This window comes from Loigolactobacillus bifermentans DSM 20003 (assembly GCF_001434575.1).
GTDB lineage: Bacteria > Bacillota > Bacilli > Lactobacillales > Lactobacillaceae > Loigolactobacillus > Loigolactobacillus bifermentans.
The window spans coordinates 1-16,675 of record NZ_AZDA01000017.1 but is presented as its reverse complement, the minus strand read 5'-3'; the positions used below and the strand labels follow the sequence as shown (position 1 = coordinate 16,675).

Genomic DNA, 16,675 nt, shown 5'->3' with positions numbered 1-16,675 from the left:
ACTGCCTCACTTTCTGAATACGGCTTGTATCCGCTTAAACTACCTTTAGTATGCCAAACATCAAGTTCATTTGATATTAGTTAATTCCCTTATTATTTTTTAGGGTATTCCTCTATTGAATTCGTGTTTTCATAACAAAATCGTCATTTTTCACACGAAAACCTAAAAAAAATTTAGGTGCTTTTAGGGGATTGCTAGGATGTTTATGGGCTGCGACCGTTTGTTATACTGAAAACGGTTGAGAGAGCCATTGAGTACTCAAATAAAGTGGCAATTTTATTTTTCAACAAAATTGCTTTAAACTAAGAGCAACCAATAAAGGGGGCCTATCATGTGAAGTCTTTAAGAAAGCAGCTGTTTTTCAGCAGTTTGCTTTTAATTATTACCTTTTTATTGGCCCTTAGTGCTGGCCGGATCGTGTTACCATTACACACCGTCCTCCAATTCTTGGGTCATCTCTTACACTTATCCGCCGCACCATCTGCACTGGCAACCAATGTTTTATTTAACTTACGGCTGCCACGGATCATTGCTGCCATGTTGATTGGTGCCGGTTTAGCGATTTCTGGGACAGCTTTTCAAGCCTTGTTCCACAATCCATTAGTTTCACCAGATCTTTTAGGGGTTTCCAACGGGGCTGCGGTTGGGGCCGCAGGTGCGATTCTATTAGGGGCAACTAGCCTTAAGATCCAAGGATTCGCATTATTAGGCGGTTTATTAGCCGTTTTAGGAGCCGTTTTGATTCAACGGTTATTACATACGAAAGCGAATCTCACATTGGTTTTAGCTGGGATCATCATGAGCGGCTTTATGCAAGCCGTTTTAGGGCTTTTCAAGTACATGGCCGATCCTGATGAACAGTTACCAACCATTACCTACTGGCAATTAGGCAGTCTCGAAAAGGTCACTTGGGATAGTCTTATCCCCGTATTGCCAGCATTGATCATCAGTGGTGCCCTACTCATTGCATTTCGCTGGCGGCTTAACGTGCTGCTTTTAGATGATACTGAGATTCGCACCTTGGGGAGTCACTATCAATTGGATCGTGCCCTTGTGATCTTGTTAGCCACCATTTTAACGGCTTGTTCGGTTTGTTTAAGTGGGACCATTGGCTGGATCGGCTTAGTAATCCCCCATGCAGCACGTCTGTTAATTGGCCAAAATGAAGCCAAAGTGCTACCGCTTGCTGCTGTTTTAGGCGCAATTTTCCTTTTGTTGATCGATACACTGGCACGAAGCCTTTCAACTGGTGAAATTCCACTTAGCATTTTAACGGGCTTTATCGGTACGCCATTATTCGTTTGGTTGATTTTCAAAAAGCGGGTGAACATTACATGACCATTTTACATGCAGAAAAACTCGGCTTTCACTATCAACCGGAACAAGCTATTTTTAAGGGCCTCACCCTAACGTTAGCCAGCGGTGAGATCCATACGATCTTAGGGCCAAATGGCGTCGGTAAATCGACGCTGCTCAAGTGCCTCGTTGGGGTGCAGCCCCCTAATGAAGGTCAGATCACATTAGATGATCAGCACCTGAACCAGCTGTCGCCACGGCAACGTGCCCGTAAGTTGGCTTTCGTCCCACAGGTTAACGCCAGTTCCACCAACGTTTCGTTAACGGTTTTTGATTACGTACTGTTGGGCCGCACTCCTTATCAAGGCTTGTTGGCAACGCCAACCTTGCAGGACCGACATCAGTGTGAGCAATTACTCGCTCAGTTGTCGCTAACAGCTTTTAGTCAGCGGTCATTCGCCGCCTTAAGCGGTGGTCAACAACAATTGGTCATGATTGCCCGTGCCCTTTTGCAAGAGCCTGATTTGATTATTTTAGATGAACCAACATCTGCCTTAGATCTAGGCAATCAAGTGCGCGTGCTTAAACTGATCAACCAGTTGCAACAACAGGGTTATGGTATTTTACTGACCACACATGACCCTAACTTAGCGCTGATGCTAGGGGGAGCCGTGAGTCTTTTCACCACGGTCGGTGGCTTTGAAACTGGGCCAGTCCAAACGACCTTAACGTCTGAAAAACTCTCACAGGCTTATCAAACACCAATCTGTGTGACAACAGTTGCCGAACAGCAACGACAAATTTGTTTTATCGCTTCAGATTTTTCAGTTTAAAAAGGAATCAACGTTGCTTACGGGAATCAACCCACGGATAACGTGCAGTTAACACCCGTTTAGCAATCGCTTTACGCAATAGCGAGGATGACCAGTTTTATGTTTGACAGCACAAGACTGGTTATCCTCCGAAAATAGGATTTTGCGTCAGCAAAATAGTCATCAAATCACTTAGGAGGGCCATGTGTCCTGCGGGGTGGTCTTACCCCACAAGACTGGTCATCCTCCGGAAATGAGATTTTGCGTTAGCAAAATAGTCACTAGATAACTTAGGAGGTTTTTTTTCATGCACTTCACAAAATCATGGCGCCGTTTCACTAAGGTTGCCTTAGTCGGTTTATTAACTTTCGGTGCACTTTCAACAACAACTGCTGCTGCCAGCAAGAAGACAGTCACTGATATGGCGGGTACCAAGGTCACCATGCCTTCAAAAATCACGCGGGTCGCTGACATGTGGCACGCCAACAACCAGGTTGTTCTCTTATTAGGCGGTCAAAAGAAATTGGTTGCCACAACACCTGTCATTCAAAAATTAGCTTGGTACGCTCAAGTCTATCCTGGTATCAAAAAGGTAACCGCACCCTTCTCTGGTCAAGATATTCAAACTGAAGAATTGTTAAAGGCTAAGCCACAAGTTGCCTTAACCTCTGATGCCACTCAAGCGAAGACGTTACGTGACGCTGGTGTGCCAACAGCTAACGTGATGTTCCAAAATTTTGCTGGTTTAAAGAAGTCTGTTAAGATCACTGCAAAAATTTTAGGCGGCGACGCCCCTTCAATTGCCAAAACTTATACCAAAGAGTTAAACGGGAATATCAGCTACGTTGAAAAGAAAGTTAAAAATGACAAGAACAAGCCTGCCATTTTACATATTGGTAATGTCAGTGATTTAACCAATGTGGACGGACGCAATACGATTATTGACGAATGGATGAAAGCAGCTGGTGCTAAAAATGCATTAACGGCAAAAGGCAATCAAATTACGGTTACAGTTGAACAAATTACGAAGTCAAATCCTGATATGATCATTATCGGTGGAACCACTAGTAAAAAAGCCTTAGCAACTTTGAAAAAAGATTCTCGTTTCAAAAACTTAAAAGCTGTTAAAGCTGGTAAAGTTTACGGGAACCCAACTGGTACCTTTGCTTGGGATCGTTACAGTACTGAAGCTGCATTACAAGTTCTGTGGGTCGCAAAATTAGCACATCCTAACCAATTCAAATCTTTGAATATGGTTAAGAAAACCCAAACCTTTTACAATAAGTACTACAACTATGATTTAACTAAAACTGAAGCAAAGCAGATTTTAGCCGGCGAAAACCCAGCCTAGATTTGCCTCTCAAAAAGAGAACCCCAGCGGTTCTCTTTTTGATTACAGGCGTTCTCAATCAAACTGCCAGCGTTTAAATCTGGTATACTAAACGAGAAACTTTATTGCAGAAAGGAAGCAACATCATGACGCTCCCAGTATTTTTAGAATTGGTTGAGATCAAGGCCAAAACGGCTAGCGTTTTTCCATTCTTATTAGGCACTTTTTACGCCCTTTATCATTACCACCAACTGCACCTCGGTTACTTGCTGTTATTCTTTATCGCAATGTTGGTGTTTAACATGGCGGTTGACGCCAACGATAATTATCAAGACTATCGCCGAGCAACGCACAATCAGGCGTTAAACTTCCGCGAAAAAACCAATATTATTGGCGTTCATCATTTAACCCCCAGTCATATTGGGTGGATGATTTTTTGGATGATCATTGGCTCCGCGGGTTTAGGAATCTTTATTGCCAGCCAAACCGGTTGGCCTGTTTTATGGGTTGGCCTATTCTGCTATGCCGTGGGTTTTTTCTACGCTGGTGGACCACGCCCGATTTCCACGACCCCTTTTGGTGAATTTTTCTCTGGCATGACCATGGGCTTTATGATTTTCCTACTTAGCGTTTACTTAAATACCTACGACGTGGTGCAATTTAACGCTGCCTTTGTCGGACCGATTTTTGTGGCCTCTGGCTTATCAGTGTGTGCCATTGCCAATTTAATGTTGGCAAACAACATTTGTGATGAACAAGAAGACCTGAGCTTAAAACGGCGTACGCTTTTATATTACATCGGTCATCAGCGGGCATTAGTCCTATTCGTTGCGCTTTACATCATTGGTTTTGTTATGTTGATCAGTGCAGTTGCACTGGGTTACCTGCCGCGATTAATGTTGCTAACACTATTTACCATCATTCCAGTTTGGCAAAATACCCGCCAATTTTTGGCAAAACAAGTCAAAAAAGAAACCTTTCCTTTGGCAATCAAAAACCTATTTTTGATTACGTTAGCCCAAGTGATTTTCTTCGGTTTAGGCGTTTGGCTACATGTTTAATTTAAAAAGCTCCGACAATGCTGGCCATTAACGCCTCATTGCCGGACTTTTTTTGACTAAAAGCGCTGTTATTTGGCGTCACCGTGCCATAATATGCTGATCAAAAGCACTAATTTCCCCTTCATCACCGGCAATAGCTACACTGCTGCTGGTAAAACAGTCCAAACCGTTACCATAAGCCACACCACCCCTAACCTGAATAACTGTGCTACCAACCGTGCATGCTGTGGAATCACTGGGAGCCGTGTCGCCAATCAGGCGTCAAATCGGCAACTAAAAGCGCGCCGACATTCAATCACAAAACCATGGTGAAAACCGAAAAAGGCTTTCCCATTTCAAAACTGTTCGGACCATTGCATCCAAAATGATCGGGCATACGAGGTTAAAGGTGATGCTACAATCCCAAAATTACCACAACTTCAAGCCCTAAAAGCACCCGCCCTTTAATAATCGTTGTTGCAGCGCTGCTCCCATTAAACTGAATCAGACGCTCAGCTGCTTATCAGTTAGCTTAAACGATCATTTAAGTGCTTCACCGGCATGTGACCTTTTATCTAAATGAAAACGATTATCAGGGTATCGCCGACTAGGCAAAGCCTGTATGAGCCCTTACAATAAAACTTGTTTAAGATTTTTATTGAAGGAGATGACGTTCACGTGCGAGTTTTAGGAATTCTTGGCGCCCATCAGCGCCATGGCATAACCGCACAACTGCTGGCAGCCACTTTAGCGGCCCTACCAGCCGACGTACAACGAGAGACTATTTTTTTAGCCGATTATCAGATTACGCCTGACACCGGTCAGGCTAATCCTGTTTTAGATAAATTAGAGCAGCAATTACAGGCCAGCGATATTTGGATCATGGCCACCCCAACCTATTGGGGCAGTATTTCGGGTTTAATGAAAAACTTTTTAGATTGTATGCGCCCGCGCATGGTGCGCATGACCAAAAAGGCAGATACCCTGCCAGGGCAGTTTAAAAACAAGCATTACTTAAGTCTCACCACTTGCTTTATCTCAAGTCTGGAGAATTTTTTTGTCGGGATCACCGATGATACATTTCGCGTGATCGACCGCGCCTTAACAGGTGCCGGGTTGATTAAAATCAGTGAGTTGGTTGGAACTGGCACTTGGGGTCAGCACCAGCCAACAACGAAACAATTGGCACGCTGTCGTGTTTTAGGTTATAAAATCGCTCAGCGACAAGTAAAGGATGATGCAACTTTGAAACGTTATTTACAACTTTTAGGGATGGTCGCTACCATGTCACTGGTCACCATGGGTCTACAACAGTTGATTTTTAAATTATTTACCGGGCCGACTTTTTGGTTAGCTTACATCAGCTTTGTGGTGATATTCTACGTGCTATTGGCGAGTCTGTTACACTACTTTACCTTTTTACGACACCGCCGACGCTAAGCGAAAGGAGTTTTCCTGATGGCAAGTTTTCACTTTGAATTACCCGCTTCAAAAATAAACCACCCTACTGATCCAGCACAATCCGAACAACCATTTGAAAATATTTTTGATTTTCCAGATTTTGTTGAAATGCGGCCAAAACTCCGTGATGCGGTTCGAGCAGTGGCCCAAGAACATTTTGATCAGCCGGTGCTCCCTGTTGAAGTGCAACACCTGGCAGTTGCGCTAGAAAACCAACTGGAACAAGAAACACGAAAATATTTGGCTCAAGGTCACGTTTTTGAGAACCAAAAAACCGAACTACACGAACTCTGCCGCCTTTATACACGTGTTTTACAAATTGTCAGTCAAACTGAAACTGTTGATGCAGACTTAGAAGATCTCGTCTTCGCCTTAAATCAAACCCGGTTAGGCTTGCGTAACCTTAAAGAAGTGTCTGGTTCTGGCCCTCAATACGACCCAGAGCAACAACGTCACATTCAACCTGGTACTTTTTATGATTATGTCATTCAATATCTTGTACAACCTTACGTCATTGCAGCAGATCAACCGCTAACCCTACACAACCTGACAACTGCTGGCCAACAGCTGGCACAACGGTTAGCGGCCTACGCCTTTCGTGATTGGGATGCTTATCTCACTCACCGCTACGACGCTGAACACTTGGTTAAGAACCAAAAAGGCATTAGTGACCGTGACTACTATGAAGCGCTTAAACAAATTGAACTGAATTATGCGGATCACATTTACGCTGACGTTTTTGGTGCGACCTTTGAAGCCTTTGAAAAATTACTCGTCCCAGCAAGCTTACCGGAATTACTGATTCAATCCACCGTGCTCCCAGCAGCCGTGCAACACGAGCCCTTGCGCACCCAATTAACTGAGCGCATCAAACGATACTTTTTACTTGATGCCACTGGTCACGAACACGTTTTAGACCAACCACTAGCTGAGATCCAACGTAAGTACACTTTTTATGAAGCAAATTTTTGTGAATGAGAGATGACCGCCCATGAGCTTTACAGCACAACCTGGCTCACCAGAATTCGAAAATGCAATTTTCATATTAAACCAACCCGTCACCCGTTACAACGCTGCAAAATTTAGTTTTAAAGAGGAAGCTGTTTTAGAACCCATTGACCAAACCGCTTGGGCCTTACCCATTTATTTATCGGACGATTTTAATTTATTTCTGATTTTTGCACCTAATTATGGCAATCGTTGGACGGCGAGTTGCGCGCAGGTCATGATTGAAAATGGCAATCAGATCACGCAAATGAGCGACTTGGTGCCAACCGGAACTGGCTTTACCGCTTTATCGCAGCTCAACAAAGATACAGCAGTGGCTTTTTTAGCCTATTTTGAAAGCCTGTCTGCCCAGCATTTAGGCTATTGGGCAGATGGCCCGCAGGCTTAAAAATACCAACTTGTATGCTGGCAGGCGAAACCTGCCTGCCAAAACATCAAAATCCGCTTAGACGCCTTTAAAAATAGTCGTCTAAGCGGATTTTTGTTAGGGCTTGCCATTTGATCAAAGCTCATTTATGCTTCTGTTTCAGCTTGGTGCTTTTTAACCACTAATTTTTTCTTCTTATCCTTAATGCGAACGATTTTGCCAGGATGTAAGCCTAATTTTTGTCTGAGTTCAATCGGGATCACGACCCGCCCTTTAGCGTCTACAATTGCTTGATATTTTACCATTTTACGTCACCTCGCTACTGATTGCCACAACACCTAGCTTTAGTGTACCGAAAATCAAGTTTGAAAACGATCAATAAGCTTGCCAACAAAAAAGACAAACCATGATCGTTTGTCTTTTTTCGAAACTATTTAGGCTTGCGCAAAGTCTTTTAAGGCTTGTGCATAAGCCGCTAATTTTTCCTGCGCGTGGGCTTCGTTGTCACCAACGGTACCTACATAAAACTTAATTTTAGGTTCCGTACCTGAAGGCCGAATGGCGATCCAGGTGTGATCTGCTAAATGATATTTCAGTACATTCGCCTTTGGTAAGGTGATGGCAACTGTTTCACCGTTCGCCTTGGTTTCAGTTTGCGTTGAAAAGTCTTCCACCGCTACAACTTGGCTGCCAGCAAAGTCAGCCGGTTGTTCTTCACGGAAACGTTTCATCAACGTTTGCATTTCTTCAACACCAGCCACACCGGTAAAGGTTTCAGAAGTCGTTTGTTCTGCATAGTAGCCATAGGTCTTAAACAAGTCTTGCACGCCATCATACAACGTTTTACCCTGTTCACGATAGTAAGCTGCAATTTCAGCCAGCAACAAGACACCTTGAATCGCATCTTTATCCCGTACAAACGGCTTGACCAACGAACCATAGCTTTCTTCAAAACCAAACATATAAGTCTGGCTATGATCTTGTTCGTACTGATGAATTTTTTCACCGATGTACTTAAAGCCTGTTAACACATTTAACATCTTCACACCGTAGTGTTCAGCAATCTTCGTGGCTAACTCTGTGGATACAATTGATTTAATCGCCACCGCATTGGCTGGTAACGTTCCTGCAGCTTGGTTGGCCCGTAAAATATAATCCAACATCAAGGATGCAATTTGATTCCCATTTAATAATTGGTAGTCGCCATTCGGCAAACGCACCGCCGTCCCTAACCGATCGGCATCGGGATCGGTGGCCACTAATAAATCTGCCCCCGTCTTTTTCCCTAAAGCAATCGCCAAATCAAATGCTTGTGGAAATTCAGGATTCGGGAAATCAACCGTTGGGAATTCTGGGTCGATCACGGCCTGTTCAGGGACCAACTTAAATTGGTTAAACCCGGCTTGGCGCAAGGCCTGACTGCCGATCATTTTCCCAGTCCCATGTAATGGCGTATAAACCAATGACATTTGCCGACCAACCTTTTCAACAAGTTCACGGTTGATGGTCACTGACTTGATTTCTTCTAAATAGACTTCATCAACATCTTCGCCGATGATTCGTAATAATTGACTTTGACGTAAATCAGTTTCGGCTGCCACTTTGATACCGAATAAATCGGTGACTTGGCGCACATAACCGATAATCTGATCGGCTTCTTTTGGTGGCATTTGACCGCCATCAGCACCGTAAATTTTATACCCGTTGTATTGCTTGGGGTTATGACTTGCAGTGATCATGATACCTGCATAAGCCTTTAAATGACGGACCGCAAAAGAAAGCTCTGGTGTTGGCCGTAAATCATCAAAAACAAAGCTTGGAATATTGTGTGCGCCTAATACCCGCGCCGCTTCATGCGCAAAATCTTCAGAATGATACCGGGAATCAAAACTGATCGCAACGCCCCGTTGTTTGGTAGCTGGATCCAATGTATCCATTAACCGTGCCAAGCCTTCAGTGGCTTGGCGAACGGTGTAGTCATTCATACGGTTGATTCCAGGGCCCATAATGCCACGCATCCCTGCAGTTCCAAATTCCATTGGCGCATAAAAAGCGTCTTCCAATGCTTTGGAATCATCGGCTAAAGCTACTAAAGCTTGCTTTAAGGCGGGTTCTAAAGTTGGTTCATTTTTCCAAATTTCATAAGTCTCTTGCCACGACATAACGTTTGTTTCCTCCTCGTTGTGCCCCTACGCCGTTACCGGTAGTAGGAACGGTTGGTGGACACCCAACATGTTAAATTAGTGTGCTTGAGAGCCAGTGAGTAGCGCACACCCTGTTGCCAGACATGATGGCGCCTTCTCAAACATCTTTCCCTAGTATACTACAAAATTTAATCGCTTTTTAGTGAAAAAAGCGGTTATGATCTTCTTTTTCACGGCCTCCGCTTTGTTGTGCTCCCCTAAAAAAATAGCTGCCTCATTGCATCACGCAACGAAACAACCATTTCAATCATTAGCCTAACCGTTGAATATAGTTAAAAGCTTGTTGGCCAGCAATACCGCCATCTCCAACTGCGGTGGCAATTTGACGCAGCCCTTTTTGACGAACATCGCCAATGGCATACACACCTGGCACTTTGGTCGCCATATTCTCATCTGTTACGACCCAACCATGATCATCTAAAATTGGCAATGATTGTACGCCTTCTGTTAACGCATCAATGCCGACGTAAATAAAGACACCACTAGCCGGGATCACCTTGCGTTCGCCCGTTTTCTTATCCGAATACTGAACGCCGGTGACTTTTTTATCGTCCCCTAAAATTGCTTCCGTATTGGCATTCCAAACAAATTCAACCTTGTCATTCGCAAACGCCCGATCTTGTAAAATCTTTTGTGCCCGTAATTCATCACGCCGATGGACAATCGTGACCTTTGCAGCTAAGTTGGCCAAGTAAAGGCCTTCTTCAACGGCAGAGTCCCCGCCACCTACAACAACGACTTCCCGATTTTTGAAAAAGGCACCATCACAAACGGCACAGTAAGAAACCCCACGACCGCTGTAATCTTCTTCACCTGGGATCCCCAATTTACGATGATCGGCCCCTGTGGCAATAATCACCGCTTTGGCTTCGTAAGTCCCATCATCAGTTTCAACTAATTTGGTCTTACCCTGGTCTGTGACTGATTTAACGTTCCCATAAGCAAATTCAGCCCCAAACTGAGTCGCACTGTCGTACATTTTTTGTGCTAAATCAGGTCCTAAGATTGACTTATAACCTGGATAATTTTCAATCGCTGCCGTGTTATTCATTTGACCACCATAAATCCCACGATCAACTAATACCACGGATAGATTTGAACGGGATGCATAAAGGGCTGCCGTTAAACCACCAGGCCCAGCCCCAATTACAACAACATCAACTTGTTTTGCCATTCCGAAATGCCTCCTTACTAAAACATCTAGTTTTTATCATACGCGAATTCGCTTAAATGTCCACCAATTGACTTACTAAAAGTCACTAAGAACGGTTTGCAATTCGTTTTGAAGTGCCACCGCCTCTTGCTGAAACATGGTCTGACCACTTTGTAAATAACGCTGGACTTGTTGTAAGCTGGCCTGAAAATCACCTGAATAAGCGTAACAATTTGCCAGAAAATAGTGTAACTCAGGGTGTTGTTGTTCATGCGTTGGCACTAATTGTTGTAGGCGTTGGATCGCCGCTTGATACTGACGCGCATATTGCCAGCAAACTGCTAATTGACAATTTGCCAATACGTATTCTTCAGTATTCTTCGCCAAGCTTTGCGCCCGCTCCAAACAATGCGCCGCCTGCTGATATTGCCCTTTTGAAAAAAAGTTCATGCCGCGTTGAAAATAATAATTACACGATGGTAAAAAGTTAATGACCTCGCCCATAGCCTGCTACGCCCCTTACACTGATTTTAGATTTAATCCAGTTCTTGTTTGCCTTCGCGTTGCATAATTTCTGTAATGGCTGTCCGAATCTCTTTTTCATCGTACAACACATGATAGATCGTATTGGTAATCGGCATTTCAATGCCTTGTTGTTGGGCCAATTCATAAGCGGCCCGCGTGGTAGAAACCCCTTCAACCACCATGCCCATTTCATCTAAAACTTGTTGTAACGGTTTACCTTGCCCTAATTGGTTCCCAGCACGCCAGTTGCGTGAATTAACACTGGTACAGGTCACGATCAAGTCACCAACGCCGGATAACCCAATAAACGTTAACGGATTCGCACCAAATGCCACGCCTAAGCGGCTGATTTCTGCCAAACCACGGGTCATAAGCGCGGCCTTAGCGTTATCACCATAACCTAAACCGTGCAATGCACCTGCCCCTAAGGCAATCACGTTTTTCAAGGCGGCGCCCATTTCAACGCCGATGACATCTGCATTGGTGTAAACCCGGAAATAGTCATTCATAAACAGCTGTTGGACCTGTTGTGCGGCTGTTAAATTAGAACAAGCCGCTGTAATAGAGGTTAAATCATGTTCTGATACATTTTCAGCATGACTGGGTCCTGATAATACAACGATCTCACGCCGAAATTCAGCTGGGATCTCTTCGGTTAAGACTTGTGACAAACGCTTATGGGTCCCTAATTCTAACCCCTTACTTGCGTGGATCAGCATTGGACGAATACCTTGGCGCTTGATGATCGGTAAAATTTGTTGGGCCATCTTGCGAATCGCATTGGTTGGAATCACAAATAAAATCACATCAACTTGATCGAGTGCCTGTTCCAAACTCAAGGTCGCGATCAAAGTCGGTTCTAATTTGAATTTAGGCAAATAATGCCGGTTTGTATGGTGCTGATTGATCTCCGCCACGTGTTCTGCATTGCGGCCCCAAAGGGTAACTTGATGCCCATTTTCGGTCAATAAGTTCGCCAAGACCGTGCCCCAAGAACCGGCGCCTAAAACAGCGATTTTTTTAGCCATAAATTATCTCTCCTTCGCTTGTTTGGTTTGTTGTGGTTGCGCTGCTAAGTACAGTGGTGGTTGTGGTCGCTGACGGCGACGATAAACCCATAACCCAATGGCACCCACAAACAAAATCAATGATAACATTTGTGACACACGAATCACATGAAAGAGCCATAAACTATCCGTGCGCATTCCTTCAACAAAGAAGCGACCAAAGGCATACCAACTAATATAGAGCAAAAAGACTTCCCCTTGTCGCAATAACTGTTTTCGGTGACGTAATGCCATGATCACAATAAAACCTAATAAGTCCCATGTGGATTCATAAAGAAACGTCGGCTGACGATAAGCACCATTGATCAACATTTGTGACACAATAAAGTGCGGCAAATGCAGTTGTTGCAAAAAGGCCAGTGTGGTTTTCGCGCCAAATGCTTCCTGATTCATAAAATTGCCCCAACGCCCAATGGCCTGGCCTAAGATCACACAAGGCGCGGCGATGTCTAACACCAGCCAAGTGGGCAATTGCCGGCGGTGACAAAAGACAATAAAGACGATTGCCGCTGCAATCAACCCACCATAAATGGCGATCCCGCCGTGCCAAATGGCAATCATCTCGCCAGGATGGGCCAAATAATAAGGCAGTTCAAACAAGATGTAATATAAACGGGCCCCAATCAAGGTAAATGGTAGCGCCCATAAAATCATATCAAACAGGTCATCGCTTGAAACACCACGTCGCTCCGATTCGCGCATGGCTAAAATCACAGCCAGCACGACCCCTGTGGCAATGATCACACCGTACCAATGGATCTCCAGCGGTCCCAATTGTAATGCAATCGGATTTAAAGCTGCAACCAGCATGCCTACTCATCCTTTCCTGTCGGTTTTTGAGCGCTAGAATGCGTCCCATCAACAGAATCAGTGGCTGGCGAATTCGGAATGGCATCCTGACCTTCGTCAATTGCTGAATTTTCTTGAATCAAACTATTCAAGTTGTCCTCAAAGGTCTTGGTAGCATCATACCCCATGGCCTTCGCCCGATAATTCATGGCGGCGACTTCAATAATAATGGCTAAGTTCCGCCCAATTTTAACCGGAATCGTGACGCGTGGTAATGTCACGTCAAAAATTTGAATCGTCTCATCACCATTGCCTAAACGGTCAAAGTTTTTATCTGGCGTCCAAGTTTCCAAATGGACAACCAATTGGATCGGTGTATCACTGCGCACTGCGCCAGCGCCAAATAAATTCATCACATCAATGATCCCAATGCCACGAATCTCCAATAAATGCCGTAAAATTGCCGGTGCTTCCCCAATCAAGGTCTGTTCGTCTTGTTCGTAAACTTCTACGCGATCGTCAGCAATCAAGCGATGGCCCCGTTTTACCAACTCAAGGGCTGTTTCACTTTTACCAACACCCGAATCCCCAGTGATCAGCACGCCGATGCCATAAATATCCACTAAAACACCGTGCATGGAGCGACGCTCAGCCAAACGACCGTCTAAGTAGTCCGTCATTAAACTGGACAAGCGGGTTGTGGCCAACTTTGCGCCTAATACTGGAATATTGGCTTCCGCTGCCGCTTGTTGCAATTCAGTTGGGACTGGCAATGAACGAGACACCACAAAAGCAGGTGTATCGTCGCCGCACATTTTCCGAAAGATCATTAAGCGTTCATCAGCAGTCATTTTTTGTGTAAATGAAATTTCCGTACGACCGAACAACTGGATCCGATCATGTGGATAATAATTAAAATAGCCGGTTAATTCCAAGCCCGGCCGAGAAATATCGCTTACCGTAATTTTACGTTTTTCTAAATAAGCTTCGCCGGCATAAACGTCTAAACGTGTTTGCTGGACTAGCTCTGCTACTGTCACACTTTCAGCCATGTTCAATACTCCAATCTATCCTAGTTTCTCTGTCTCTTATGCGTTTAACAGTGAAAAAGGTATCTCGCTTTATATTTTAACATTGCACTGCGCCAACTGCACCTGCTTTTAGGCTAAAAAACGGCCTTCACATCCCTGATGAAGATGCAAAGACCGTTTCTATTAATGAATCGTTAAGTAGTTGGTCACAATAATATTCACCAGTGACATGATCACCGCAACGGCCATGGCACTGACAAAGCTATTAAAGGCAAAGCCCGCACCAACCACGCCTGCTGTCAATTGAAGCATCAGTGCATTGATCACAATGCTAAACAGCCCTAAGGTGAGAAACGTAATGGGAAACGACAGAATGCTGAGAATTGGCCGCACTAAGGCATTTAAAATGCCTAACACTAAACTTGCCCCTAGCGCCATCCAAATACTTGAAACAAACAACATTCCTGGGAAAAAACCGGCAATCGCCAAGAAAATAATGGCATTGACGATTATCCGTGTGAAAAATCCCATTAAAAATCACTCCAGTCATCATCTTCAACTTTTACATCCTGAGCGTCTTTACGCGTATGTTGATGACGCGTTTCATAACGCTGTTCCCGCTGCTCACGGCGCCGTTGCCGCATAGCGGCGCGTTGCCAAGCACGGTGTTGAGCATGATGTCCACCGCGAATACTGTAGAACAACACCACTAATAACAAAGGTAGCGCCAATAGTTTCAGTGGGAACCAAATTAATAATAACAGAAGTACCACAAAAACTAAAATCGGGCTTATTAGCAAGAACAAAAGTGGTGCACATAAAAGCAGCATCAAAAATCCCATTACAATCACCTCGCTTCACTAGACTGAATGCAAGCAGCCCCCTTTAAATGATCACACATGATCAGGCTACCCGTTATTTAATCTTTCGTGTCTTTTAATAAAATATTACCAGAAGCCGTGGTTAATTTCAGTTCAGCAGGTTCAGTGGCCAGATCACGCTCAAAATTGTAGAAAGAGTGCCCCGTTTGTTGCTGTTCGTTTAACACATCAACGGCACTCAAGCGTGATTTGATGGCTCCAAAGCGTGTGTTGGCCTCGCCATTTAACGCAAGGTCTGTTGGCACTGCTAGTTTGACAGTCCCATTAACCGAGCTTGCTTTTAATCGTTTTAAATTATTTTCGCGAATCGTTGCCCGGACACTGCCGTTAACCGTGGTGAGCTCAGCCGTTTCTGTTTGACTGGCCAAGTAAACTTCACCATTAACCGTATTCAACAAGGTATCCACTAATTGCCCGCCTGTTACATGGATACTCCCATTGACGCCTTCAACTTCTAACATGGTCGCTGCTAAGCCATCAAAGCTTAAATTACCGCTGGTGCTTTTGACATACAAGTCCTCGCCTTGAAAAGCTTTAAACTGAACATTACCGTTTAACACTTTAACCGCCGTATGATCGTAACGCCGTTTCGGCAAGTAGAAGGTCAGATCCGCCATGATCCGCTTATTAGGCACTTTAAACGTTAACGTATCGGCTGTGATCCCAATCTCGCTCCGTTGTAAAAACGCCTCTAAGTCGCTGGCTTCTGTGAATTTCCCGTACATTTTCACATGTGCACTGACTTTAATATCTGGTTGATCCCAGGTTTCAAAGTTGATATTCCCATTGGCCAACTTCACATCTAAAATGGAAGCAGTGGCTGCTTCATAAACAAAATCATGGTCAAAATGAGACGTCACTAAGCCTGGTACTTTCACGTTGATCTCTTTCCAATCAACGTTATCCATAATCGTTTGGGCCGTACTCTTTAAAAACTTCCCTAACTGATTACCGGCTTCGCCGACCTTTTCGCCGACTTGGCTAAAGGTATCCGCTGCATTTTCTTTCCATTCATCGTCTAAATTCCACTTATCAGACCAATGTTCATGATGCTGTTGCCGTGTCGCTTGTGTTTGCGCTGCTAATTTTTTCAGGCGCGCCTTTTCATCTGCTAATTCTGAAATCTGGGTTTGTAATTCTGTTATTTTTAATGCTGTTTCGTCACGATCCGTTTGTTTTTCAGGTGTTAACCCATCTAAGTCAGCCATCGTGTCTAACACTTGTAAATGTTCTTCAGCCGTTTGTAACGCAGTTTGGCGTTTGGCTAACGTTGCCTGGACAGCTTCTAATTGGCTGGTCACTGTATCAGTCTGATCAGCTGTTTGCTTCGTTGTTGCTTGATCAGCCTGTTCTTGTTGCATTTTTTGTTGTTCTGCATTACTTTGCGTTTTTGCACTGTTTTCCAATAACGTCAGGGCCTCTTCCGTGGAAATAATCCCCTGTTTCACTAAGTCAAGAATCCGTTCACGTTCATTCATGGCGATTGCCCCTTTCAAACTATCCTGTTTGGCTATGGTTACATTATCGCTTGAATGCCGCAAAAAAGCATAGGACCTAAGTTGGATTTTCTTATCCGCATTTAGTAGTTAATCACATTCGGCCGCCCAAGTAAAAACCGCAGGTCACTTGACCTGCGGCACCTTACTACATGGTTTCACCCGAATTATTCATACGAGGTTTAATATCGGCATACCGCACAATTTTGGACCAA

General features: G+C 44.3%; 17 protein-coding genes. 7 read left to right on the top strand and 10 right to left on the bottom strand.

What is annotated here, in order from left to right; translation table 11 throughout:
• Window positions 1-333: 333 nt before the first annotated feature.
• The 7 genes from FC07_RS03210 (at window position 334) to FC07_RS03180 (ending at window position 7,335) form a co-directional block, all read left to right on the top strand.
• Window positions 334-1,338: a FecCD family ABC transporter permease gene (locus FC07_RS03210; RefSeq protein WP_057903683.1), complete on the top strand. Its 1,005-nt coding sequence runs from the start codon at window positions 334-336 to the stop codon at window positions 1,336-1,338.
• On the top strand, window positions 1,335-2,129 hold the full coding sequence (locus tag FC07_RS03205; RefSeq protein WP_057903682.1) for an ABC transporter ATP-binding protein: 795 nt from the start codon (window positions 1,335-1,337) through the stop codon (window positions 2,127-2,129). The genes FC07_RS03210 and FC07_RS03205 overlap by 4 nt, the downstream gene beginning before the upstream one ends.
• Before the next feature lie 286 nt (window positions 2,130-2,415).
• Window positions 2,416-3,459 carry an ABC transporter substrate-binding protein gene (locus FC07_RS03200; RefSeq protein WP_057903681.1) on the top strand — a complete coding sequence of 348 codons (1,044 nt, stop codon included), beginning with the start codon at window positions 2,416-2,418 and terminating at the stop codon, window positions 3,457-3,459.
• Window positions 3,460-3,584: 125 nt separating this feature from the next.
• On the top strand, window positions 3,585-4,499 hold the full coding sequence (locus tag FC07_RS03195) for a prenyltransferase (protein ID WP_057903680.1): 915 nt from the start codon (window positions 3,585-3,587) through the stop codon (window positions 4,497-4,499).
• Between the two features lie 657 nt (window positions 4,500-5,156).
• Window positions 5,157-5,918 (top strand): flavodoxin family protein, encoded by a 762-nt coding sequence (locus FC07_RS03190; RefSeq protein WP_057903679.1) that lies wholly within the window; start codon window positions 5,157-5,159, stop codon window positions 5,916-5,918.
• 18 nt (window positions 5,919-5,936) lie between these two features.
• A complete protein-coding gene (locus tag FC07_RS03185) occupies window positions 5,937-6,917 on the top strand; it encodes a hypothetical protein (RefSeq protein WP_057903678.1) in 981 nt (326 codons plus the stop codon).
• A 13-nt stretch (window positions 6,918-6,930) separates the two neighbouring features.
• Complete coding sequence (locus tag FC07_RS03180; protein ID WP_057903677.1) at window positions 6,931-7,335, top strand: hypothetical protein; 405 nt, start codon at window positions 6,931-6,933, stop codon at window positions 7,333-7,335.
• A 125-nt stretch (window positions 7,336-7,460) separates the two neighbouring features.
• Here the strand turns inward: FC07_RS03180 and FC07_RS15550 are convergent, their stop codons facing one another.
• The 10 genes from FC07_RS15550 to liaX all read right to left on the bottom strand — a co-directional run bounded on the left by FC07_RS15550 (window position 7,461) and on the right by liaX (window position 16,442).
• Window positions 7,461-7,619: an AbrB/MazE/SpoVT family DNA-binding domain-containing protein gene (locus FC07_RS15550; RefSeq protein ID WP_083483180.1), complete on the bottom strand. Its 159-nt coding sequence runs from the start codon at window positions 7,617-7,619 to the stop codon at window positions 7,461-7,463.
• A 129-nt stretch (window positions 7,620-7,748) separates the two neighbouring features.
• On the bottom strand, window positions 7,749-9,476 hold the full coding sequence (locus FC07_RS03175) for a phospho-sugar mutase (RefSeq protein ID WP_057903676.1): 1,728 nt from the start codon (window positions 9,474-9,476) through the stop codon (window positions 7,749-7,751).
• Window positions 9,477-9,768: 292 nt separating this feature from the next.
• Window positions 9,769-10,692, bottom strand: coding sequence for a thioredoxin-disulfide reductase (gene trxB, locus FC07_RS03170; protein ID WP_057903675.1), 924 nt, complete (start codon window positions 10,690-10,692; stop codon window positions 9,769-9,771).
• Window positions 10,693-10,767: 75 nt separating this feature from the next.
• Entirely contained in the window at window positions 10,768-11,175 is a 408-nt protein-coding gene (locus FC07_RS03165; protein WP_057903674.1) for a tetratricopeptide repeat protein, read from the bottom strand.
• 32 nt (window positions 11,176-11,207) lie between these two features.
• Entirely contained in the window at window positions 11,208-12,224 is a 1,017-nt protein-coding gene (locus tag FC07_RS03160; protein WP_057903673.1) for an NAD(P)H-dependent glycerol-3-phosphate dehydrogenase, read from the bottom strand.
• Between the two features lie 3 nt (window positions 12,225-12,227).
• On the bottom strand, window positions 12,228-13,073 hold the full coding sequence (gene lgt, locus FC07_RS03155; protein WP_057903672.1) for a prolipoprotein diacylglyceryl transferase: 846 nt from the start codon (window positions 13,071-13,073) through the stop codon (window positions 12,228-12,230).
• 2 nt (window positions 13,074-13,075) lie between these two features.
• Window positions 13,076-14,104 (bottom strand): HPr(Ser) kinase/phosphatase, encoded by a 1,029-nt coding sequence (hprK, locus tag FC07_RS03150; protein WP_083483179.1) that lies wholly within the window; start codon window positions 14,102-14,104, stop codon window positions 13,076-13,078.
• A gap of 162 nt (window positions 14,105-14,266) precedes the next feature.
• Window positions 14,267-14,614, bottom strand: coding sequence for a phage holin family protein (locus tag FC07_RS03145; RefSeq protein WP_057903671.1), 348 nt, complete (start codon window positions 14,612-14,614; stop codon window positions 14,267-14,269).
• Window positions 14,614-14,925, bottom strand: coding sequence for a hypothetical protein (locus FC07_RS03140; RefSeq protein WP_057903670.1), 312 nt, complete (start codon window positions 14,923-14,925; stop codon window positions 14,614-14,616). The genes FC07_RS03145 and FC07_RS03140 overlap by 1 nt, the downstream gene beginning before the upstream one ends.
• A 77-nt stretch (window positions 14,926-15,002) precedes the next feature.
• Window positions 15,003-16,442, bottom strand: coding sequence for a daptomycin-sensing surface protein LiaX (gene liaX / locus FC07_RS03135; RefSeq protein WP_057903669.1), 1,440 nt, complete (start codon window positions 16,440-16,442; stop codon window positions 15,003-15,005).
• Window positions 16,443-16,675 lie beyond the last annotated feature (233 nt).